This window comes from Pseudoclavibacter sp. RFBJ3 (genome assembly GCF_002931375.1).
In the GTDB taxonomy this organism is placed as follows: Bacteria; Actinomycetota; Actinomycetes; order Actinomycetales; family Microbacteriaceae; genus Pseudoclavibacter.
On the sequence record NZ_PSXZ01000013.1, the window covers coordinates 77,490 to 97,831 of the forward strand.

The 20,342-nt window shown below is 67.6% G+C and carries 19 protein-coding genes; 10 read left to right on the forward strand and 9 right to left on the reverse strand.

Translation table 11 applies throughout. From position 1 onward, the window contains the following. Positions 1-2: 2 nt before the first annotated feature. The 8 genes from C5E07_RS12520 to C5E07_RS12555 all read right to left on the reverse strand — a co-directional run bounded on the left by C5E07_RS12520 (position 3) and on the right by C5E07_RS12555 (position 9,652). Positions 3-1,325, reverse strand: a complete 1,323-nt coding sequence (locus C5E07_RS12520) for a thymidine phosphorylase (protein WP_104299678.1) — start codon at positions 1,323-1,325, stop codon at positions 3-5. Then, on the reverse strand, positions 1,322-1,741 hold the full coding sequence (locus C5E07_RS12525; RefSeq protein ID WP_104243042.1) for a cytidine deaminase: 420 nt from the start codon (positions 1,739-1,741) through the stop codon (positions 1,322-1,324). Before C5E07_RS12525 ends, C5E07_RS12520 begins: the two co-directional genes overlap by 4 nt. A gap of 2 nt (positions 1,742-1,743) precedes the next feature. Beyond that, positions 1,744-3,054, reverse strand: a complete 1,311-nt coding sequence (locus C5E07_RS12530; protein WP_104243044.1) for an ABC transporter permease — start codon at positions 3,052-3,054, stop codon at positions 1,744-1,746. After that, positions 3,051-4,355 carry an ABC transporter permease gene (locus C5E07_RS12535; protein ID WP_104243047.1) on the reverse strand — a complete coding sequence of 435 codons (1,305 nt, stop codon included), beginning with the start codon at positions 4,353-4,355 and terminating at the stop codon, positions 3,051-3,053. The genes C5E07_RS12530 and C5E07_RS12535 overlap by 4 nt, the downstream gene beginning before the upstream one ends. Continuing rightward, positions 4,352-5,851, reverse strand: a complete 1,500-nt coding sequence (locus C5E07_RS12540) for an ABC transporter ATP-binding protein (protein WP_104243049.1) — start codon at positions 5,849-5,851, stop codon at positions 4,352-4,354. Before C5E07_RS12540 ends, C5E07_RS12535 begins: the two co-directional genes overlap by 4 nt. 185 nt (positions 5,852-6,036) lie before the next feature. After that, positions 6,037-7,122 (reverse strand): BMP family protein, encoded by a 1,086-nt coding sequence (locus tag C5E07_RS12545; RefSeq protein WP_258063371.1) that lies wholly within the window; start codon positions 7,120-7,122, stop codon positions 6,037-6,039. 240 nt (positions 7,123-7,362) lie between these two features. Further along, positions 7,363-8,448 carry a BMP family protein gene (locus C5E07_RS12550; protein ID WP_104299679.1) on the reverse strand — a complete coding sequence of 362 codons (1,086 nt, stop codon included), beginning with the start codon at positions 8,446-8,448 and terminating at the stop codon, positions 7,363-7,365. A gap of 91 nt (positions 8,449-8,539) precedes the next feature. Then, the gene (locus C5E07_RS12555) at positions 8,540-9,652 is read right to left on the reverse strand and encodes a mannose-1-phosphate guanylyltransferase (RefSeq protein WP_104243055.1); all 1,113 of its coding nucleotides are present in this window, start codon (positions 9,650-9,652) and stop codon (positions 8,540-8,542) included. 124 nt (positions 9,653-9,776) lie between these two features. On the opposite strand from C5E07_RS12555, the gene C5E07_RS12560 reads away from it, so the two are divergent. The 10 genes from C5E07_RS12560 (at position 9,777) to C5E07_RS12605 (ending at position 19,396) form a co-directional block, all read left to right on the forward strand. Then, the gene (locus C5E07_RS12560; protein WP_104299680.1) at positions 9,777-10,922 is read left to right on the forward strand and encodes a glycosyltransferase family 1 protein; all 1,146 of its coding nucleotides are present in this window, start codon (positions 9,777-9,779) and stop codon (positions 10,920-10,922) included. Positions 10,923-11,225: 303 nt separating this feature from the next. Then, positions 11,226-11,558 (forward strand): succinate dehydrogenase, cytochrome b556 subunit, encoded by a 333-nt coding sequence (gene sdhC, locus C5E07_RS12565; RefSeq protein ID WP_104252310.1) that lies wholly within the window; start codon positions 11,226-11,228, stop codon positions 11,556-11,558. Between the two features lie 12 nt (positions 11,559-11,570). Further along, positions 11,571-12,014: a succinate dehydrogenase, hydrophobic membrane anchor protein gene (sdhD, locus tag C5E07_RS12570; protein ID WP_181058009.1), complete on the forward strand. Its 444-nt coding sequence runs from the start codon at positions 11,571-11,573 to the stop codon at positions 12,012-12,014. 55 nt (positions 12,015-12,069) lie between these two features. After that, the gene (gene sdhA, locus C5E07_RS12575; protein ID WP_104243062.1) at positions 12,070-13,872 is read left to right on the forward strand and encodes a succinate dehydrogenase flavoprotein subunit; all 1,803 of its coding nucleotides are present in this window, start codon (positions 12,070-12,072) and stop codon (positions 13,870-13,872) included. Positions 13,873-13,887: 15 nt separating this feature from the next. Next, a complete protein-coding gene (locus C5E07_RS12580; RefSeq protein ID WP_104243064.1) occupies positions 13,888-14,649 on the forward strand; it encodes a succinate dehydrogenase iron-sulfur subunit in 762 nt (253 codons plus the stop codon). Positions 14,650-14,777: 128 nt separating this feature from the next. Next, the gene (locus C5E07_RS12585; RefSeq protein WP_104299681.1) at positions 14,778-15,839 is read left to right on the forward strand and encodes a YihY/virulence factor BrkB family protein; all 1,062 of its coding nucleotides are present in this window, start codon (positions 14,778-14,780) and stop codon (positions 15,837-15,839) included. Between the two features lie 178 nt (positions 15,840-16,017). After that, entirely contained in the window at positions 16,018-17,019 is a 1,002-nt protein-coding gene (dhaK, locus tag C5E07_RS12590; RefSeq protein ID WP_104299682.1) for a dihydroxyacetone kinase subunit DhaK, read from the forward strand. Then, on the forward strand, positions 17,016-17,654 hold the full coding sequence (dhaL, locus tag C5E07_RS12595) for a dihydroxyacetone kinase subunit DhaL (protein WP_104299870.1): 639 nt from the start codon (positions 17,016-17,018) through the stop codon (positions 17,652-17,654). The genes dhaK and dhaL overlap by 4 nt, the downstream gene beginning before the upstream one ends. A gap of 108 nt (positions 17,655-17,762) precedes the next feature. Beyond that, a complete protein-coding gene (locus C5E07_RS12600; protein WP_104243070.1) occupies positions 17,763-18,635 on the forward strand; it encodes a class II fructose-bisphosphate aldolase in 873 nt (290 codons plus the stop codon). After that, entirely contained in the window at positions 18,632-19,396 is a 765-nt protein-coding gene (locus C5E07_RS12605) for an HAD-IA family hydrolase (RefSeq protein WP_104299683.1), read from the forward strand. Before C5E07_RS12600 ends, C5E07_RS12605 begins: the two co-directional genes overlap by 4 nt. A gap of 150 nt (positions 19,397-19,546) precedes the next feature. Here the strand turns inward: C5E07_RS12605 and C5E07_RS12610 are convergent, their stop codons facing one another. Then, positions 19,547-20,299, reverse strand: coding sequence for a GntR family transcriptional regulator (locus C5E07_RS12610; RefSeq protein ID WP_219820080.1), 753 nt, complete (start codon positions 20,297-20,299; stop codon positions 19,547-19,549). Positions 20,300-20,342 lie beyond the last annotated feature (43 nt).

Sequence of the window (20,342 nt, forward strand, 5' to 3'; positions counted from 1 at the left end):
CACTATTCGGCCCCGATGCGTCCTGCGATGAGCGGACCGCCGGTGAGGACCTCCGACCCGGTGTCCCCGACCTCGTACGCGCCCTCGAGCGCCTCGAGCGCACGCGGGAATCGAGCGGCGTCTTCGGCAGAGAGCGTGAAGAGCACGTCGCCCTTCTTGACGGTGTCGCCCGGCTTCGCAGCCAGGTCGATCCCGGCTGCGTGGATGACCGGATCCTGCGCGCGCGCGCGCCCAGCTCCGAGGCGCCACGCGGCGATGCCGAAGGGCAGCGCCTCCTGGCGGGTGAGCACGCCGTCGCGGTCTGCCCGCACCTCGTGCGTCTCGTTCGCCACAGGCAGCGCGCCGTCCGGGTCTCCGTCCTGCGCCGCGACCCAGCGCCGCCACACGTCCATCGCCGCGCCGTTCTTCAGCGCACCCTCGACGTCGGCGTCCGGCTGGCCCGCCAGACGGAGCATCTCGCGGGCGAGCTCGACCGTGAGCTCGACGACGTCGGAGGGCCCCCCACCCGCGAGCACCTCGACCGACTCGCGAACCTCGTTGGCGTTGCCGATCGCGAGCCCGAGCGGGACGTTCATGTTCGTGAGCAGCGCCGACGTGCGCACGCCGGCGTCTTCGCCGAGCGCCACCATGGTCTCGGCGAGCGCACGGGAGCGCTCGATGTCGCCCATGAAGGATCCGGAGCCGAACTTCACGTCGAGCACAAGCGAGTCGGTGCCCTCCGCGATCTTCTTCGACATGATGCTCGACGCGATGAGCGGGATGCACTCGACCGTGCCGGTGATGTCGCGGAGCGCGTACAGCTTCTTGTCGGCTGGCGCCAGGCCGGCTCCAGCGGCGCAGATGACGCCGCCGATCTCCTGGAGGAGGCGGAACATCTCCTCGTTGCTGAGGTCGGCCCGCCAGCCGGGGATGGCCTCGAGCTTGTCGAGGGTTCCTCCCGTGTGGCCGAGCCCGCGGCCGGAGAGCTGCGGCACCGCGACACCGAAGGAGGCGACGAGCGGCATGAGCGGAAGCGTGATCTTGTCGCCGACGCCCCCGGTGGAGTGCTTGTCGACCGTGACCTTGCCGAGCCCGTCGAAGTTCATCCGCTCACCGGATGCGATCATCGCGAGGGTCATGTCGCGGATCTCGGTGCGCTCCATGCCGTTGAGGAAGATCGCCATCGCCATCGCGGCCATCTGCTCGTCGCCCACGAAGCCGTTCGCGTACCGCGAGATGAGCCAGTCGATCTCCGGCGTCGACAGGGATCGCCCGTCGCGCTTCGCCTTGATGAGGTCGACGGCGTCGAACGCCTCGATTGCGGAGAGGGCGGGGGTGGAGCTCATGCGATCCCTTCGAGATCTCTGGGGCCGAACGCATCCGGCAGTACCTGGTCGATGGTGCGGATGCCCGAGACGGTGTCGAGGAGCATCCCTGGTGCTGAGAACTCGTACAGCAGCTGACGGCAGCGGCCGCACGGCATGATGATGTCGCCGGCGCCGTTGCAGCAGGAGAACGCGACGAGCTTGCCGCCGCCGCTCGCCTGGAGCGCGGACACGAGCCCGCACTCGGCGCACAGGCCGACTCCGTAGCTGGCGTTCTCGACGTTGCAGCCGACGACGATGCGTCCGTCGTCGACGAGCGCGGCGGCGCCGACCGAGTAGTTCGAGTACGGCGCGTAGGCCTTCGCCATGATGTCGCGTGCGGCCTGACGCAGGGCTTCCCAGTCGGGTGCGAGCGCTTCGGTGTCCGGTGCTGTCATCACTATGCCTTCACGTAGGGTTTGCCCGCCGCGGCGGGTCCGCGCGACTGGCCGACGAATCCGGCCACGGCGAGGATCGTGACGATGTAGGGGATCATCGCCATGAACTCGGGTGGGATGTTCGCGCCGACCTGGCTCACGAGGGTCTTCAGGTTCGAGGCGAAGCCGAAGAGCAGCGCCGCGAGGGTGGCGTAGACGGGGTGCCAGCGCCCGAAGATCAGTGCGGCGAGGGCGATGTAGCCCTGGCCGCTTGTCATCTCCTGGCTGAACGAGCCGACGCTGCCGAGCGTGAAGAAGCTCCCGCCCGCGCCGGCGATGGCGCCCGAGAGGAGGACGTTCCAGAACCGGGTCTTGTTGACCTTGATCCCGACCGTGTCGGCAGCCTTCGGGTGCTCGCCGACGGCGCGGAGGCGCAGGCCCCAGCGGGTCTTGAAGAGCGCGAAGGTGAGCGCGGGCACCGTGAGGAACATGAGGTACACGATGAAGGTGTTGTCGAAGAGCAGCGGCCCGATGACGGGGATGTCGCTCAGCAGCGGGATAGCGAAGCGCGGGTACTTCTCGTTCTGCGCGATCGTGTTGAGGAACCCGCTGTCGCGGGTCATGACGCCCGAGTAGAGGAAGTTCGTCAGGCCGATGACCAGCATGTTGATGACCACGCCGACGACCACCTGCTCGACGAGGTAGCGGATCGAGAAGACTGCGAGGATGAGCGAGACGAGCATGCCCGCGAGGATCGCGCCGAGGAGGCCGAGGAACGGGTTGCCCGTCATGGAGCCGATGAGCGCCGAGGTGAACGCGCCGGCGAGGAGCTGGCCCTCGATGGCGATGTTCACGACGCCGACGCGCTCCGAGACGAGTCCCGCCATGGATCCGAAGATCAGCGGGGTCGAGATGGCGAGCGTTCCGGTGAGGAGCCAGGTGAGCGGGACGTTGGCGTTGGCGCCGATGAAGACGATGAGCGCCCACACCCAGAGGATGCCGAAGACGACCATGACCCACATGGGCAGCTTCTCGCCCGCCGCTGTGCGGAGGAAGGCGACGACGGTGATTCCGGCGAGGATCACGCCGATGATGAGGTTCGTCATCATGGTCGGCAGGACCAGGGGGGCGAACTTGATGGGGACGCCATCCGAGTTCAGGTCGATCGTGCTCGAGGCGCCCGCAGGTGCGAGCAGCCCGAAGACGATGAGGACGAGCGCGCTGAAGAACGCATACGCGATCGGCGCCTTCCAGCTGCGGGTCGAGCGGACCTCGGCCTTGGTGCTTGCCCCTACCGGGATCTGCTCCTCGGTGCTCGGCGTCACTGCGGTCATGCGTTCACCTCGTTCTTCTTGCCGTTGCTGCCCTTGTCGCTGCTGTCTTCCCGGCCCTCGCGCGACGCGCGGATGCGGTCGAGGAGTCGGATGCCGGACGGCCGCGGGAGGCGGAAGATCGCCCGGATGAGCGGCGGCGCTGCGATGAAGAGCACGATGAGGCCCTGGATGACGGCGACGATGTCGATGGGGATGCCCTCGACGACCTGCATGGGGAAGGAGCCCGCCTTGAGCGCTCCGAAGAGGAGGCCGGCGAGGATGATGCCGACCGGGTGACCGGCGCCGAGCAGCGCGACGGTGATGGCATCGAAGCCGATACCCGCGTGCACTCCAGGGTCGTAGCCCGCTGTCGCGCGACCGAGCACCTGCGTGGCACCGGCGAGGCCGATGAAGGCGCCGGCGATGGCCATCGTGAGGAAGGTGATGAAGGCCACGTTGATGCCGGCCGTTCGAGCGGCGCTCGGGTTGAGACCGACCGCGCGCACCTTGAAGCCGACCGTGGTGCGCTCCATGATCCACCAGTAGACGAATGCGGCGGCGATGGCGAGGATGAAGCCCCAGTCGGCGGCACCGACGAGGTCAGGCAGCTGCGCGGACTCGACGATGGGCTTGGCCTTGGCGTTGCCGCCAGCGCCCTCGGCCTGGAAGACCGGGGTCTTCAGCAGGTAGGTGATGCCCCAGAAGGCGATCCAGTTGAGCATGATCGTGACGATCACCTCGTGGGCGCCGGTCTGCGCCTTCAGCCAGCCGGCGATGCCGGCCCAGAGCGAGCCGCCGACGATGCCGGCGAACGCCGCCACGAGGACGTGCACGACGAACGGCAGCTGCAGGCTCGCGCCGATGAAGCCCGTGAAGAGCGCGGCGATGAGGATCTGACCCTGACCACCGATGTTGAAGAGGCCGGCACGGAACGCGAACGCGACGCCGAGGCCCGCCGTGATGAGCGGGGTCGCCCACATGAGCGTGTTGGTCAGCGGCACGAAGCCGTTGCGGGGCGAGTAGATCGCGCCTTCCCACAGCGCGCGGAACGCACCGCCGATGACGCCGCCCGCCGCCGTGAAGAGGTCCATCGGCCGCGAGAAGAAGTAGCCGGTGGTCTCGAGCACGTCGTCGCTCGTGAAGACGACGAGGAGGGAGCCGATGAGCAGCGCCAGCACGATCGCGAGGATCGAGCGCAGCGGCCCTCCGCCGAGGATGTCGCGCCAGAGGCCGTGCCACGGCGACTGCTCGCTCGCGGCGGCCGGCACCTGGGTGCCGGGTGGCGGCGGGGTCTCCGCCGTCACGTTCTGCAGCTGGCTCATACCTCTACCCCCGCCATCATCTGGCCGAGCACGTCTCGTGACGTCTCCGGTCCAACGATTCCCATGCTCTTGCCCTGGTACATGACCATGATCCGATCTGCCAGCTGGACGACTTCGTCGAGCTCCGTCGACACGATGATGACCGGGATGCCCGAGTCGCGGACGCGCACGATCTGCTCGTGCACGAACTCGATCGATCCGACGTCGAGACCTCGGGTCGGCTGCGAGGCGATGAACATCCGCAGGTCGCGGCCGAGCTCGCGGGCGAGGACGACCTTCTGCTGGTTTCCGCCGGAGAGACGACCCACGGCCGTCTCGATAGACGGTGCCCGGACGTCGAAGTCCTTGACGTTCTTCTCCGCGAAGGCGGTGATCTCCCGCAGGTTGAGCGCGATGCCGTTCGAGAACGGCGGGCGGTCCGCCCGGTCGAGCACGAGGTTCTCCGCGATCGTGAAGTCGCCGACGATGCCGTCTTCGGTGCGGTCTTCCGGCACGAAGCCGAGTCCCGCATCCAGCGTCTTCTTGACCGACTGCCCGATGAGCTCGTTGCCGTCGAGGCTGATCGAGCCGAGCGCCTTCTTGTGGAGGCCGAGGATGGCCTCCGTGAGCTCGGTCTGGCCGTTGCCCTGCACGCCGGCGATCACGAGGATCTCGCCCTCGCGCACCTCGAAGCTCAGCTCGTCGACCTGCTTGGCGCCGACTTCGTCGAAGACCGTCAGCTCGGAGACGACGAACGTCGTCTCGCCCAGCTTCGGGGCCTCCTTGTCGACGTCGAGGTCGACCGCTCGGCCCACCATCTTCGCCGCGAGCTCTTCGTTGGACTCGCTCGGGAGCGCCGTGCCGACGACCTTGCCTCGCCGGATGACCGTGATGCGGTCCGCCACCTTGCGGACCTCTCGCAGCTTGTGCGTGATGAAGACGATGGAGGTGCCGGCCTTGCGCAGCTGATCCATGATGACGATGAGCTCGTCGGTCTCCTGGGGTGTGAGCACGGCGGTGGGCTCGTCCAGGACCAGGATCTTCGCGTCGCGCGAGAGGGCCTTGATGATCTCGACGCGCTGCTGCGCGCCGACGGGCAGGTGCTCGACCAGCGCATCGGGGTCGATGTTGAAGCCGAACTGCGCCGACAGGTCGCGCACCTTCTGGCGCGCGCTGTCGATGTCGAGCACGCCGAGCCCACTGGCCGGCTCGTGCCCGAGCATGAGGTTCTCCGCCACGGTGAAGACGGGGATGAGCATGAAGTGCTGGTGGACCATTCCGATGCCGGCGGCCATGGCATCGCCAGGACCGGAGAAGTGCCGGACGTCGTCGTCCAGCAGGATCTCGCCCTCATCGGCCTGATAGAGGCCGTAGAGCACGTTCATCAGGGTCGACTTGCCAGCACCGTTCTCGCCGAGGAGCGCATGGATCTCGCCCTCCTCGATCGTGAGGTTGATGTTGTCGTTGGCCGTGAAGGCACCAAATCGCTTGGTGATGCCTCGAAGCTCGAGTTTCATAGCGGTCCACTTCGCTGTGCAGTAGTGCGGAATACGGCCTGGTGGGCCGGTGATACGCGAGCCGGTCGCGGTGGTGACCGCCGCCAGCTCGAGATGCATGCGTAGGCATGCTACGGGGCCGCCGCGAGTTTGCGCGACGGCCCCGCATCATGTTGTGCCCAGACGTCAATCTGGACAGCAGAGGATCAGACCTTGGGTGAGGAAGGCGACAGTTCCGGGTACTTGCCGTCGATGACTTCCTGCTTCAGGGTGTCGATCTCGTCGAGCGTGCCGGAGGGCAGCTCGGACTCGAAGGCGCCGAAGCCGGAGAGGCCGACGCCCTCGTTCTCGAGGACGCCCGTGTAGGTCGTGCCACCCTCGAAGGTGCCGTCGACGCTCTGGGAGATCGCGTCGAGAACCGTGACGTCGAGGCCCTTCATGATCGACACGAGGATGATGTCCGCGTACTGCTCGTCTGCGACCGCGAGGTCGGAGTCGACGCCGAGGATGACGGCGTCCTGGCCGCCTTCGCGGATCGCCTCAGCTGCACCCTGGTAGAGGGGGCCGCCGACGGGGAGGATGACGTCTGCACCCTGGCTGAGGAAGCCGGTGGAGATCTCCTTGGCGCGGGAGACGTTCGTGAAGTCGTCCACGAACGAGCCCTGCTGCGAGTCGACGTCCCAGCCGATGACCTTGACGTCCTTGCCCTTGACCTCGTTGAAGTGCTTGACGCCGTTGGCGAAGCCGTCCATGAAGATCGTGACGGTCGGGATGGCGGCGCCGCCGTAGGTGGCGACGGTGCCCGTCTTGGAGTACGCAGCCGAGGCGTAGCCCGCGAGGAACGCGGCCTGCGCCGTGTCGTAGTTGAGCTCGAGCACGTTCGGGATGCCGAGGCCCTCGACGTCGACGATCGCGAAGTCGACGTCTGGGTTCGCCTCGGCCGCTGCGGCCGTCGCGTCTGCCAGCTTGAAGCCGACGGGAACGATGATCTTGCAGCCCTGGTCGACCATGGTCGTCAGGTTCGCCGCGTAGTCGTCCGGTGTTGCCGACTCCGCCTCGAGCACGTTGACTCCGAGCTCGGACTCCGCGTTCTCGAGCCCCGTGTGCGCAAGCTGGTTGAAGGAGCGGTCGTCGAACCCGCCCTCGTCAGACACCATGCACGCGGTGAAGTCGGATGCGCCTTCAGCGGCCCCATCGCCTGCTTCTGGCGCGGGGGCACAACCGGCGAGCACGAGGGCTGCGACGCCCACCGTGCCAAGTGCAGCGAAACGCTGCTTCGAAGAGATAGCCACTCTCGATCCTCCTGAGTTGGATGTCCGTCGGGCCGCAGAACGCGAACACGACGAAGCTGGTGATTGCCCGAGCATAGCCGTAGCGCTGCGTCACAATTCGGCCGAAATCGGAATCGAAACCCGACCGTTGCACAGTTACGAGTGTGTTTCTCGGCGCGTCGCCCGGCGGCGCTCACGGCACCGCATCGTCGCAGGCCGATCGGTCGGTGCGGACGTGCGGATGCCCGCTCCGGGGGTCCGTCAGTTCGCTCCCGTCGGCGATGAGGGCGACTCGACGACGATCTCGCCGGAGATGATCTTGGCCTTGAGCGCCTCGACCTCCGCCTTCAGCTCGGCGGGGATCTTCGCATCCCAGTCGTGGAAGGACGAGAGCCCGACGCCGTCGTTCTCGAGCGTGCCGACGTTGTTGCCCGCCTCGAAGGTCCCCGCGATGTCGGAGCCGATGACGCCGAGGATGGCCGGCTCCATCCGCTTCTCTACCGTCGTGACCAGGAGCGGCCGGTACTCCTCGCCCAGAAGCTCGTACCCGTCGGAGTCGACCCAGATGATGCCGACATCGCCCGCGGCCAGTGCCGCCGCAGCAGCACCCTCGCCCGCCTGAGCCGCGACGGGCATGATGATGTCGGCCCCCTGCGAGATGAGCCCCTGCGCCGTGGTCTGCGCGGCGTTCGTGTTCGTGAAGTCGTCGGTGAAGGATCCCTGCTGCGACTCCGGGTCCCAGCCGACGACCCGCACCGAGGCGCCCTTCGTCGTGTTGTACTGCTCGACGCCCGCCGCGAAGCCGTCCGTGAAGACCGTCACGGGCGGCTGGTTGCCGCCGCCGAACGTCCCGACGACCCCGGTCTTGCTGACCCCCGCCGCCAGGTAGCCGGCGAGGAACGCCGCCTGGGCCGTGTCGTGCACGATGGACGCGACGTTGGGACCATCCACGACCTCGTCGACGATCGAGTACGTGATGTCCGGGTTCGCCTCCGCGGAAGCGCGGGTCGCGTCGGCCAGCTCCCAGCCGACCGTGACGATGTAGTCGCAGCCCTCGCCGACCATGGTCTCGAGGTTCGTCTCGTAGTCAGCCTGCGACTGCGAGACTGTCTCGCGCATGTCGACGCCGTACTCCGCCTTGGCCGCCTCGAGCGACTCGAAGACGGCCTGGTTGAAGGAGCGGTCCTGGATGTTGCCGCTGTTCGCGACCATGCACGCCAGGTAGTCGCTGCCCGCAGCCGCTGCGCCCGTCGACCCCGGCGCCTCCGGAGGCGCCTGGCAAGCCGTGAGAGCGAGCGATGCGACGGCGAGCGCGCCGATGGCGCCTGGAATACGAGAGCGTGACATGCCGGAAGAGTAGTGGGAGCCGGGCGCAGACCGCTACGCGCGTGCACGGATCGTTGTGACCGCGCACGCGCGCAGATGAGTGGAAGGCGGGCTAGAGGACTTCCGGCCGCTTCGACGCCTTGATCTCGGCGACGAGCTGCTTGACCTTCTGCGCGTTCGCCGCGGTCGTGACGAGCAGTGCATCCGGGGTGTCGACCACGACGATGTCCTTGATGCCGGCGATCGCGACGACGCGGTCGGTGTGGTTGACGATGAGGCCGGAGCCGTCGACGACCACGACGTTGCTCTCATCGCCGTGCACGGTCACGCCGTTCCCGTTGGTGCTCTTGCGGAGCCGGCTCACGGCCGCGAAGTCCCCCACGTCGTCCCACTGGAAGTAGCCGGGGATGACGGCCAGCTCGCCGCGGGCGGCCGCCGGCTCGGCGACGGTGTAGTCGATGGCGATCTTCTCGAGGTTCGGCCAGACGCGAGCGGTGACCTCCGCCTGCTGATCGGTGCCCCAGGCATCCGCGATCTCGTTGATGCCGGCGGCCAGTGGCGGGTTCGACTCGGCCAGCGCCTCCATGAGGCGGTCGACGCGGGCGAAGAACATGCCGGCGTTCCAGAGGTACTCGCCGGAGGCGAGGTAGCGGCGAGCTGTCGCCTCCTTGGGCTTCTCGACGAACGCGTCGACCTTCCGCGCACTCGGGGCGGCGGGGATCTTCAGCGGCTTGCCCGCTCGGATGTAGCCGAAGGCGGTGGACGGCTCGATGGGCTGGATGCCGATCGTGACGATGGCTCCGGCGTCGGCCGCCTCGACGGCTTCGCGCACCGCCGCTGCGAAGCGGTCGGTCGCACCGATGAGGTGGTCAGCGGCGAACGAGCCGATGATGGCGTCGGGCACACGCCGCTGCAGGATGGCCGCGGCGAGGCCGATGGCCGCCGTCGACTCGCGACCCTCGCTCTCGAGGACGATGTTCTCCTCGATGAGCTCTGGGAGCTGCGCGCGCACCTCCTTGGCGTGCGCCTCTCCCGTCACGACGAGGAGCCGGTCCTCCGCGCACAGCGGCGCGAGGCGGTCCCAGGTCGCCCGCAGGAGGGTCGAGCCGTTCCCGACGACGTCGTGGAGGAATTTCGGGGCTTCGGCCCGCGAGAGGGGCCACAGTCGGGAGCCGACGCCTCCCGCTGGAATCACGCCATAGAACCGATCGATCGCATCTGCCATGCGCAACACCCTAGGGGAACACTGTCACGCGCTGGTTTCGGCGGGACGAAGCTGTGGAGAAGTCGTCGTGCGGGCGTCGCCGCGAGTTCACCTCCGTGCCACTCCCAGCACCTACGTTCGCCCTATGCGCATCGCGGTCGTCACCGAGAGCTTCCTCCCCACCGTCAACGGCGTGACGAACAGCGTCTGCAAGGTGCTCGACCACCTCGCACTGCGCGGACACGAGGCCATCGTCATCACTCCGGCAGCCGGCTCGCCGAAGGACTACAGGGGGTTCCGCGTCGTCGAGGTGCCTGCTCTCGACTACCGCCAGTTCCCCGTCGGACTCCCCTCCCCCAGGGTCGATCGGCTCCTCGCCGAGTTCGCGCCAGACGTCGTACACGCCGCGAGTCCACTCTTTCTGGGATCGCAGGCGATCGCAGCCGCGAAACGACGCGGCATACCGAGCGTGGCCGTCTTCCAGACCGACGTCGCCGGGTACACGAAGCGCAACAAGCTGAGCGCCATGGAGGGCTTCGCCTGGTGGTTCATCCGCTGGCTGCACAACAACGCAGACCTGACGCTGGCGCCGTCGAGCGCGGCGCTCGGCGACCTGCGGCGCGCCAAGATCACGAACGCCACCCGCTGGGGCCGAGGCGTCGACCTCGAGACCTACCATCCGCGCAACAAGCACGAGCAGAGCGTGCGCAGCAGCCGCAAGCGCCTGGGCGCCGACTCGCGCACCATCATCGGCTACGTGGGCAGGCTCGCGCCCGAGAAGCAGGTCGAGCGCCTCGCCTCGCTCAGGGGGCTCGACGACGTGCAGCTGGTCGTCGTGGGCGATGGGCCGTCGGAGCCGAGCATCCGGAAGGCCCTCAAGGGGGTCCCGGTTCATTTCGCCGGGCGACTCGGCGGCCGAGACCTGGCCATGGCCTACGCGAGCTTCGACGTCTTCGTGCACACGGGGACGGAGGAGACCTTCGGGCAGACGATCCAGGAGGCCCACGCCAGTGGCCTGCCCGTCGTCGCCCCCTACGCGGGCGGGCCCATCGACCTCATCGAGCACGGCGTCGACGGATTCCACTTCGACCCCGACCGAGCAGGCGACCTCGATCTGCGGGTCATGCTCGAGAAGCTCGTCGACGCTCCCGAGCTGCGTGCCAGGATGGGCGAGGCCGGCCGCCGCCGAGTGCTCTCGCGCTCGTGGGAGAGCGTCTGCGACGAGCTGCTCAGCCACTATGCCGACGTGTTGGACGAGGCGCGGCGCCCCGTCACGCTGCCGCTCGCCTGAACGGCCCGGTCCATGCCTCGGCCTCACGCAGACAAGGCCGCCAAGGAAGGTTAACCTTGCCAGTCGGAAACGGCGGGAGGCGTAGTCTAGGCGGGTATCAACATGCCCAACGCAGTGTGGTTGGGAGCTGCCGCTCAGTCTTCACCTTCTCGGCGCAAGAGTCCTGAGCGGAAGAACGCAACGCGACAGAAGGGCAATCCCGTGTCAGCCGTACAGACACCAGCTCCGGCGGGCTCGACAGCCCCAAAGAACACAGCGAAGAAGCCGCGACGCGGCGGCACGCTGTACCGGGGGAACGAGGGCATGTGGTCCTGGGTCCTCCACCGCATCACCGGCGTCTCCATCTTCTTCTTCCTGATCGTGCACGTGCTCGACACGTCGCTCGTGCGCGTCAGTCCTGAGGCCTACAACGCGGCCATCCACACCTACCAGACGCCCATCATGGGCATCGGCGAGGTCGGACTCGTGGCAGCCATCTGCTACCACGCGTTCAACGGAATCCGCATCATCCTCATCGACTTCCTGCCCGGCGGCGCGAAGTACCAGAAGCTCATGTTCTGGATCGTCATCGGCCTCTGCGTCGTCACGATGATCGGCTTCACGCCCCGCCACCTCATCAACGTGTTCAGCCACTAGGAGGGAGCTGCCATGACTATCGAAACCATCGAGTACCCCCGTTCAGCAGCTGCCGCCAAGAACAGCACCAACTGGGAGCGCATCGGCTGGGCGTTCATGCGCGTGTCCGGTGTGCTGCTGGTCATCCTCATCTTCGGCCACCTCTTCACGAACCTCATGGTCGGCCAGGGCGTCGCCGCCATCGACTTCGCGTTCGTCGCCGGCAAGATGGCAGACCCCTTCTGGGTGGTCTGGGACACGCTCATGCTGGTCCTCGCGTTCATCCACGGCGCCAACGGCATGCGCACGATCATCAACGACTACGTGTCGAAGGCGAGCACGCGTCGCGCACTGCAGGTCACGCTGTTCCTCGTCACGACGGTGCTCATCGTCCTCGGCCTCCTCGTGATCTACACGTTCGACCCGTGCCCCGCGAACGGCGCAGCCGAGAACCTGCCGAGCTTCTGCCCGGCCTAGCCGACCCGCTCGGCCACACGACTTCCACCACCTCAGAAAGAAGAGCCACAGACACATGGCAGAGAAGCTCGCTCCGACGCGCACCGTCGACGGCGTCCACTACCACCAGCACGAGATCGTCATCGTGGGCGCCGGCGGCGCCGGGATGCGCGCGGCCATCGAGGCCGCGCAGGGCGCTGACACGGCTGTCGTCACGAAGCTCTACCCGACTCGCTCGCACACCGGTGCGGCGCAGGGCGGCATGGCGGCGGCTCTCGCGAACGTCGAGGACGACAACTGGGAGTGGCACACGTACGACACCGTCAAGGGCGGCGACTACATCGTCGACCAGGACTCTGCCGAGATCCTCGCGAAGGAGGCCATCGAGGCGGTCATCGACCTCGAGAACATGGGCCTGCCCTTCAACCGCACCCCGGAGGGCAAGATCGACCAGCGTCGCTTCGGCGGCCACACGCGCGACCACGGCAAGGCGCCGGTTCGCCGCGCCTGCTACGCGGCTGACCGCACGGGTCACATGATCCTCCAGACGCTCTACCAGAACTGCGTCAAGCACAACGTCAAGTTCTTCAACGAGTTCTACGCGCTCGACATCGTCATGACCGAGGTCGACGGCCAGGAGGTCCCTGCGGCCATCGTGGCACTCGAGCTCAAGACGGGCGAGCTGCACGTCTTCCAGGGCAAGGCCTTCATCTTCGCGACCGGCGGCTTCGGCAAGGTCTTCAAGACGACCTCGAACGCGCACACCCTCACGGGTGACGGCATGGGCATCGTCTGGCGCCGTGGCCTCCCGCTCGAGGACATGGAGTTCTACCAGTTCCATCCCACCGGCCTGGCCGGCCTCGGCATCCTCCTCACCGAGGGTGCGCGCGGAGAGGGCGCCATCCTCCGCAACGCCTCCGGCGAGCGCTTCATGGAGCGCTACGCGCCGACCATCAAGGACCTCGCGCCCCGCGACATCGTGGCTCGTTCCATGGTGCAGGAAGTGCTCGACGGCCGCGGCGCCGGCCCGCACAAGGACTACGTGTACCTCGACTGCACCCACCTCGGTGCCGAGGTGCTCGAGACGAAGCTGCCCGACATCACCGAGTTCGCGCGCACCTACCTCGGCGTCGACCCCGTCACCGAGCCGGTCCCCGTGTACCCGACCGCGCACTACGCGATGGGCGGCATCCCGACGAACAACGCCGGCGAGGTGCTCTCCGACAACGAGACCGTCATCCCCGGCCTCTACGCGGCCGGCGAGTGCGCCTGCGTCTCGGTGCACGGCTCGAACCGTCTCGGCACCAACTCGCTGCTCGACATCAACGTCTTCGGCAAGCGCAGCGGCCGCAACGCCGTCGAGTACGTCAAGACCGCCGAGTTCGCTCCCCTGCCCGACGACGCAGCGGCGTTCGTCAAGGGCATGGTCGACGACCTGCAGGCATCGACCGGCACCGAGTCGGTCGCCGGCCTGCGTCGTGAGCTGCAGGAGACGATGGACAAGAACGCCCAGGTCTTCCGCACCTCGGAGACGCTGACCGAGGCGACGAAGGTCATCCACTCCCTCCGCGAGCGGTACACCGAGATCTCGGTCTTCGACAAGGGCAAGCGCTACAACACGGAACTGCTCGAGGGCATCGAGCTCGGCTTCCTGCTCGACCTCGCCGAGGTGCTCGTGTACTGCGCCCTCAACCGCGAGGAGAGCCGCGGCGGCCACATGCGCGACGACTTCCCGAAGCGCGACGACGTCAACTGGATGCACCACACCATGGCGTACCTCACGGGCGACCGGAAGTCTCCCGACCCCGCAGACCACATCCGTCTCGACAAGAAGCCCGTGCGCGTGACGCGCTACGAGCCGACCGAGCGCAAGTACTAGGAAGGGCTTCACAGAATGACTGCTGCAACGACTGAAGCACCCGAGGCGCCCATCGAGGCTCCCAAGCCGTTCACGGTGACGCTCAACGTGCGCCGCTACAGCCCCGAGACGGACACCGAGCCGTACTGGGAGGCGTTCGATGTCGAGATGTACCCGACCGACCGCATCCTCGACGCCCTGCACCGCATCAAGTGGGACCAGGACGGCTCGCTCGCGTTCCGTCGCTCCTGCGCACACGGCATCTGCGGCTCCGATGCGATGCGCATCAACGGCCGCAACCGCCTCGCGTGCAAGACGCTGGTCAAGGACCTCGACATCTCGAAGCCCATCTACGTCGAGGCCATCAAGGGGCTCCCCCTCGAGAAGGACCTCATCGTCGACATGGAGCCGTTCTTCGAGGCGTACCGCGAGGTGCAGCCCTTCCTGAAGGCTCAGGCCGAGCCGGAGAAGGGCAAGGAGCGCTTCCAGTCGATCGCCGACCGCGAGCGCTTCGACGACACCACCAAGTGCATCCTGTGCGCCGCGTGCACCACGTCGTGCCCCGTGTTCTGGACCGACGGCCAGTACTTCGGACCTGCCGCCATCGTGAACGCGCACCGCTTCATCTTCGACTCCCGTGACGAGGACGCGAAGGTCCGCCTCGACATCCTCAACGACCGCGAGGGCGTCTGGCGCTGCCGCACGACCTTCAACTGCACCGAGGCCTGCCCGCGTGGCATCCAGGTGACGAAGGCGATCGCCGAGGTCAAGCAGGCAATGCTGAAGGGCCGCGTCTAGCCACGACGTGAGCACCAGCGAAAGGGAGCAGCCGTACTCGGCTGCTCCCCTTCTCTTTCTCGCGTCGAGGTGGCGGCCGAGCGCGCGCCCTCCCCGCCGAGGGCACCGCGCGCGCCTAGCCTGCCTCTATGACCACCCCCGGGGCAGCCCATGAGACCAGCGTCGTCAAGGAACGGACGGCTCCGGATGCGCGAGACCCCCGTAAGCCAGACGGGCTGAGGAACGTGGTCGGCCCGGCCTGGCGGTACATCCTCATGCGCGCCATCCGGGAGTTCCTCCGCGACCGCTGCACGGTCCTGGCCGCGGCGCTCACCTTCTTCATGCTGCTCGGCCTGTTCCCCGCGCTCCTGGCGCTGATGTCGGTCATCGGCCTGTTCGGGCTGACCGACACGGCGGTGTCCTTCATCGACGAGATGTCGACGCACCTCGCAGACCCGACGTTCGCGGAGACGCTGCGGAGCACGGTGCTGCAGCTGGGCGAGTCGCAGGGCGCAGGCACGGCGTTCATCGTCGGTCTGCTCGGCGCGTTGTGGTCTGCGTCGGGCTACGTGAACTGCTTCTCGCACGCGATGAACACGGTGTACGAGATCGACGAGGGGCGGCCGTTCTGGAAGCTGCGCCCCACCATGATGCTGTGGACGATCGTGCTCCTGCTGCTCATGCTGGTGATCTTCGCCATCCTCGCCCTCTCGGGACCGGTGGCCTCGGCCATCGGCGGCATCATCGGCCTGGGCGACGCGTCGCTGACCGTGTGGAGCTTCGCGAGGTGGCCGATCGTGCTGCTCGTCGTGATCGTGATGATCGCCGTCCTGTTCTACGGCACGCCGAACGTCAAGCTGCCGAAGTTCAAGTGGATGACGCTCGGCGCGTTCATCGCACTCTTCGTGACGGGCATCGCGAGCGCTGGCTTCTTCTTCTACGTGGCGAACTTCAGCAGCTACGAGCGTCTCTACGGCAGCGTTGCCGGTGTCATCGTCGGGCTCCTGTGGCTGTGGATCGTGAACCTCGCCCTGCTCTTCGGTGCGCAGTGCGATGCGGAGATCGAGCGTGTCCGGCAGCTGCGGGGCGGCATCGCGGCGGAGCAGAGCATCCAGCTGCCTCCGCGCGACACCAAGGCCAGCGCCAGGCGCCTCGAGCAGATCGAGAAGGACGTCGTTCGGGGGCGCGAGCTGAGGCATCGCGCAGAGTAGCCGACACCCTCCGGCGCACCGCGTGCGCGTGCTTCCGGGCACGAGTTGGACATACTTGTATATACATGTATGCTAATCTCGTGATCCGGTGAGATCAACAACATGTACATACTTGAATATGCTTGTATGTACTTGTAGTCACGATCGAGCTGTACGCCACGATGCAAAGGAGCATTCGGTGAAGAAACTGATCAACACACCCGCGACCGTCCTCGACGAGTTCATGCGCGGGTTCGCGCGTGCCAACTCGTCGCTCGTCACGCTGCACACCGATCCCGTGCACTTCTCGAGGGCGGCGCCCGCCGCCTCCCCCAAGGTGGGCGTCATCTCGGGCGGCGGTTCCGGGCACGAGCCGCTCGGCGGAGGCTACGTCGGCGCCGGGATGCTCGACGCAGCCGCACCCGGAGCGTTCTTCAGCTCCCCCACCCCCGACCAGATCCTCGCGGCGACGAGCTCCGCCGATCAGGGCCGCGGTGTCGTCCACCTCGTCCTCAACTACACGGGTGACATCCTCAACTTCGAGGCCGCGGCAGAGCTCGCCGACCTCGAGGGCATCGAGGTCGAGACGGTCGTGCTCGACGATGACGTCGCGGTCGAGGACTCGACCTACACGGCAGGTCGCCGCGGCGTCGCTGGCACGATCGTCACGATGAAGCTGGCCGGTGCCGCAGCCGAACGCGGTGACGACCTCGCCGACGTGGTCCGCATCGCCAGGAAGGCCAACACGAACATGGGCACGATGGGCCTCGCGCTCGAAGCGTGCACCGTCCCCACCGTCGGCAGGCCTTCGTTCGATCTCGGGCCCAACGAGATCGAGATCGGCATCGGCGTGCACGGTGAGCCCGGGGTTCGACGCGGCGAGATGACGACGGCCGACGAGATCACCGACATCCTCCTCGAGCGTGTGATCGGCGACCTCGAGATCACCTCGGGAGACCGGGTCCTGCTGTTCGTGAACGGCCTCGGCGGGACCCCCCTCTCCGAGCAGTTCATCCTCTTCAACCACGCCGCCGATGTCCTCGACGACCTTGGGGTGACCATCGAGCGCAGCCTGGTGGGCAACTACTTCACCTCGCTCGAGATGAAGGGCGCCTCCATCACCCTCCTGCGCCTCGACGACGAACTCACCGAGCTGTTCGATGCCCCCGTCCACACGAGCGGATGGCGGACGGGCGCATGACCGACGAACTCGACACCGGCTGGGCGATCGCCTGGGTGCAGGCAGCGGCTGCCGACGTCCTGACGGCACGCACGGAGCTCATCGAGCTCGACAGGGCCATCGGCGACGGCGACCACGGCGAGAATCTGAGTCGAGGCCTCGCAGCCGCGGCGACAGCCGTCGGGGAAGGCACCCCCATCAGCGTCAAGGAGGTGTTCGCCGTCACCGCCAAGACCCTCATGTCGACGGTCGGCGGCGCATCCGGCCCCCTGTACGGCTCGGTCTTCATCGGAGCGGCGAAGTGCGCGACGTTCCCACTCGACGGCGCCGGGGTCGCGACGATGCTCGAGAGCGCGCTCGAGAGCCTCATGAAACGCGGCAAGGCGCACGCCGGCGAGAAGACGATGGTGGACGCCTGGACCCCGGCGGTCGAGGCGGCGAAGGCGGCCGCCGCCGCAGGTGCGGGCCCGGCGGAGACGCTGGCGGCCGCCGCGGAGGCAGCCGCAGCAGGCGCGGTCGCCACGGAGCCGCTCATCGCGACGAAGGGGCGTGCCAGCTACCTGGGCGAGCGCTCGCGAGGGCACCGAGACCCGGGCGCCCAGTCCACGGCGATCATCCTCGCGACCGCCGCCAGCACGGCGGCATCCAGGAGCTGACGAGTGACGGACCAACGCAGGCCCCTCACCCGTGACCTTCCGCATCCACCCGCTCCACGACCGAACCCAGCGGCCTCACGCGCCGACCCAACCACGTAGGAGAACACCATGACCTTCGCAAGCACGCGGCGGCTCGCTGCCGCCGCCCGGGCTGGCGGGTATGCGATCCCCGCCGTCAACATCGTCGACCAGCTGTCGCTGCAGGCCACCGTCGCCGCGGCGCAGGCCGCGAACTCGCCGATCATCCTGCAGACGTCCGTCAAGACCCTCAAGGTCGTCGGCGCTGCGCAGCTCGCCGCCGCCGCGCGCATCGCGGCTGATGCCGTCGACGTGCCGGTCGCACTGCACCTCGACCACTGCCCCGACCGTGCCGTCATCACCGAGGCGATCGCGCAGGGCTGGAGCTCCGTGCTCTTCGACGCCTCCGACCGGGGTCTCGACCAGGCGTGGGCAGAGACCCGCGAGGTCGTCCAGGAGGCGCACGCAGCAGGAGTCGACGTCGAGTCGGAGATCGAGAACATCGTCGGCGTGGAAGACGGCGTCGGCTCGGACGAGGCCACGCACGCCTACTCGGTCGACACCCTGCTCGAGGTGGCGAACGACACGGGCACGGACCTGTTGGCCCCGCAGCTGGGCACGGCGCACGGCCTCTACACCGCGAACCCGACGCTGCTCTTCGACCGGGCGGCCGAGTTCTCGAGCCGCACCGATATCCCGATCGTCCTGCACGGCGGCACCGGCCTCTCGGCAGAGGACTTCGCGCGCTTCATCGCCTCCGGCACCTCGAAGATCAACATCTCCACGGCGCTCAAGCTCGCCTACCTGCACTCGGCGCACCGCCACCTCGTCGCCGCAGAGGCAAGCGGGAAATGGGAGCCGGTGAAGCTCTTCGCGGAACAGGTCGAGGCAGTCACGGCGACCGTCACCGAGCACATCGACCTCTTCGGAAGCCGCGACACTGCGAACGGGGCAGCGGCATGACGCGCGCACTGATCCTCGACTGCGATGGAGTCCTGGCCGACACGGAGCTCGACGGTCACCTCGTCGCCTTCAACCGGGTCTTCGACGAGCTCGGGCTGGGCTTCCAGTGGAGCGCCGACGAGTACGGCGAGCTGCTGCGGGTGGGTGGGGGCAAGGAGCGCTTCAAGGCCTACCTGGGTGAGCATCCCGAGTTCGCCCCCGCCGATTCGGCCGAGCTGGACGCACTCGTCGCGGACGTGCACCAGCGGAAGTCGGCGGCGTACGTGGAGATCATGGGCTCAGGCAGCGTGCCTGGCCGCCCCGGCGTTCGCCGCCTCATCGCGGAGGCGCTGGACGCCGGCTGGGTCGTCGCCGTCGCGTCCACGTCGGCACTCGGCAGCGTGGAGGCCGTGCTCGACACCGTGATCGGTGCGGACCTGCGGTCCCGTCTTGCCGGAGTCTTCGCCGGCGACGTCGTGCCCGCAAAGAAGCCGGCCCCGGACATCTACCTCCTCACGCTCGACACGCTCGGGCTCGCGAAGGACGAGGCGGTTGTCATCGAGGACTCGTGGGGCGGCGCGCAGGCTGCCGCCGCTGCGGGCCTGGCGCACATCGTCACGGTCAGCCACTTCACGGCGGACGACGACTTCCCCGCCGCGACGAGTGTCGTCTCCCATCTCGGCGAGGCCGGCGCCCCGTCGACCACGCTGCGCGGCGCCGACCTCACTCGCGCTGATGGAACCATCACCGTCGCCTCGCTGGAGGCAGCGCTGGCGGCGTGATGCCGTGCGAGGTGCACGAGACCTGACTCTCCGACAGGCGGTGCCCGCAGAGACCCGCACGAAGAAGAACGGGCCCCGACCGAGGATGGATGCTCCTCCCCGGTCGGGGCCCGTTCGTGTCGCTCGCGGCTGCCGCATCCGCTGCCTGCGTCAGAGCGAGTAGGAGAACTCCAGCCGGACCTTGTCGCCGCGGAACAGGATGCGCGTGAATTCGAAGGGCGTGCCGTCGTCGTTCGAGATGCGCTGCTCGAGCAGGAGCATCGGGGTGCCGGTTCGCGCCTTGAGGGTCGTGAGCGTGGACTTCGACGGCACCGACGACTCGAGCGTCTCGATGACGTTCGCCATCCGCAGCTGGTGGTTCTCCTCCAGCACCGTGCACAGCTGGCGGGTGACGAGGTCGGCTTCGAGCAGCTTGGGCGCGAGTCGCTCTGGCACGTATGACTCGTGGATGCTGATGGGCTCGTCTTCCGCGTAGCGGAGCCTGCGGACCATGAAGAGGCTCTCGGTCTCGCCGATGCCGAGGATCTGGCCGATGCGGCCTCCCCCAGCGATGCGCTCGAGCTCGAGCATCTCGGTGCGGGTCGCGAATCCCTGCTGCTCGAGCTGCTCGCGGATGCCCTGATACGACGGCGACTTCGTGCTGATCTTCTGGTGGGCGACGAACGTGCCCTTGCCGTGGACCCTGAACAGGAGCCCCTCGTCGACGAGCTTGGAGAGCACGTTGCGCGCCGTCATCCGGCTGATGCCGTAGATCTGGTTCAGCTCGTTCTCGGAGGGAATGCGCTGATCAGGCTTCCATTCTCCGCTCTGGATCTTCGAGCGCAGCACGTCAGCGAGCTGCACGTAGAGCGGGACTGCCGCATTTCTGTCGAGCGTCTCTCCGCTGAGTCCTTGATCGGCCACGGTTTCACCAACGTCCTTAGATGCATATACATGTCTAGCCATG

Coding starts and splice junctions, on each gene's coding strand:
- C5E07_RS12520 (WP_104299678.1), bottom strand. CDS start 1,325: ATGAGCTCCACCCCCGCCCTCTCCGCAATCGAGGCGTTCGACGCCGTC.
- C5E07_RS12525 (WP_104243042.1), bottom strand. CDS start 1,741: ATGACAGCACCGGACACCGAAGCGCTCGCACCCGACTGGGAAGCCCTG.
- C5E07_RS12530 (WP_104243044.1), bottom strand. CDS start 3,054: ATGACCGCAGTGACGCCGAGCACCGAGGAGCAGATCCCGGTAGGGGCA.
- C5E07_RS12535 (WP_104243047.1), bottom strand. CDS start 4,355: ATGAGCCAGCTGCAGAACGTGACGGCGGAGACCCCGCCGCCACCCGGC.
- C5E07_RS12540 (WP_104243049.1), bottom strand. CDS start 5,851: ATGAAACTCGAGCTTCGAGGCATCACCAAGCGATTTGGTGCCTTCACG.
- C5E07_RS12550 (WP_104299679.1), bottom strand. CDS start 8,448: ATGTCACGCTCTCGTATTCCAGGCGCCATCGGCGCGCTCGCCGTCGCA.
- C5E07_RS12555 (WP_104243055.1), bottom strand. CDS start 9,652: ATGGCAGATGCGATCGATCGGTTCTATGGCGTGATTCCAGCGGGAGGC.
- C5E07_RS12560 (WP_104299680.1), top strand. CDS start 9,777: ATGCGCATCGCGGTCGTCACCGAGAGCTTCCTCCCCACCGTCAACGGC.
- sdhC (WP_104252310.1), top strand. CDS start 11,226: ATGTGGTCCTGGGTCCTCCACCGCATCACCGGCGTCTCCATCTTCTTC.
- sdhD (WP_181058009.1), top strand. CDS start 11,571: ATGACTATCGAAACCATCGAGTACCCCCGTTCAGCAGCTGCCGCCAAG.
- sdhA (WP_104243062.1), top strand. CDS start 12,070: ATGGCAGAGAAGCTCGCTCCGACGCGCACCGTCGACGGCGTCCACTAC.
- C5E07_RS12580 (WP_104243064.1), top strand. CDS start 13,888: ATGACTGCTGCAACGACTGAAGCACCCGAGGCGCCCATCGAGGCTCCC.
- C5E07_RS12585 (WP_104299681.1), top strand. CDS start 14,778: ATGACCACCCCCGGGGCAGCCCATGAGACCAGCGTCGTCAAGGAACGG.
- dhaL (WP_104299870.1), top strand. CDS start 17,016: ATGACCGACGAACTCGACACCGGCTGGGCGATCGCCTGGGTGCAGGCA.
- C5E07_RS12600 (WP_104243070.1), top strand. CDS start 17,763: ATGACCTTCGCAAGCACGCGGCGGCTCGCTGCCGCCGCCCGGGCTGGC.
- C5E07_RS12605 (WP_104299683.1), top strand. CDS start 18,632: ATGACGCGCGCACTGATCCTCGACTGCGATGGAGTCCTGGCCGACACG.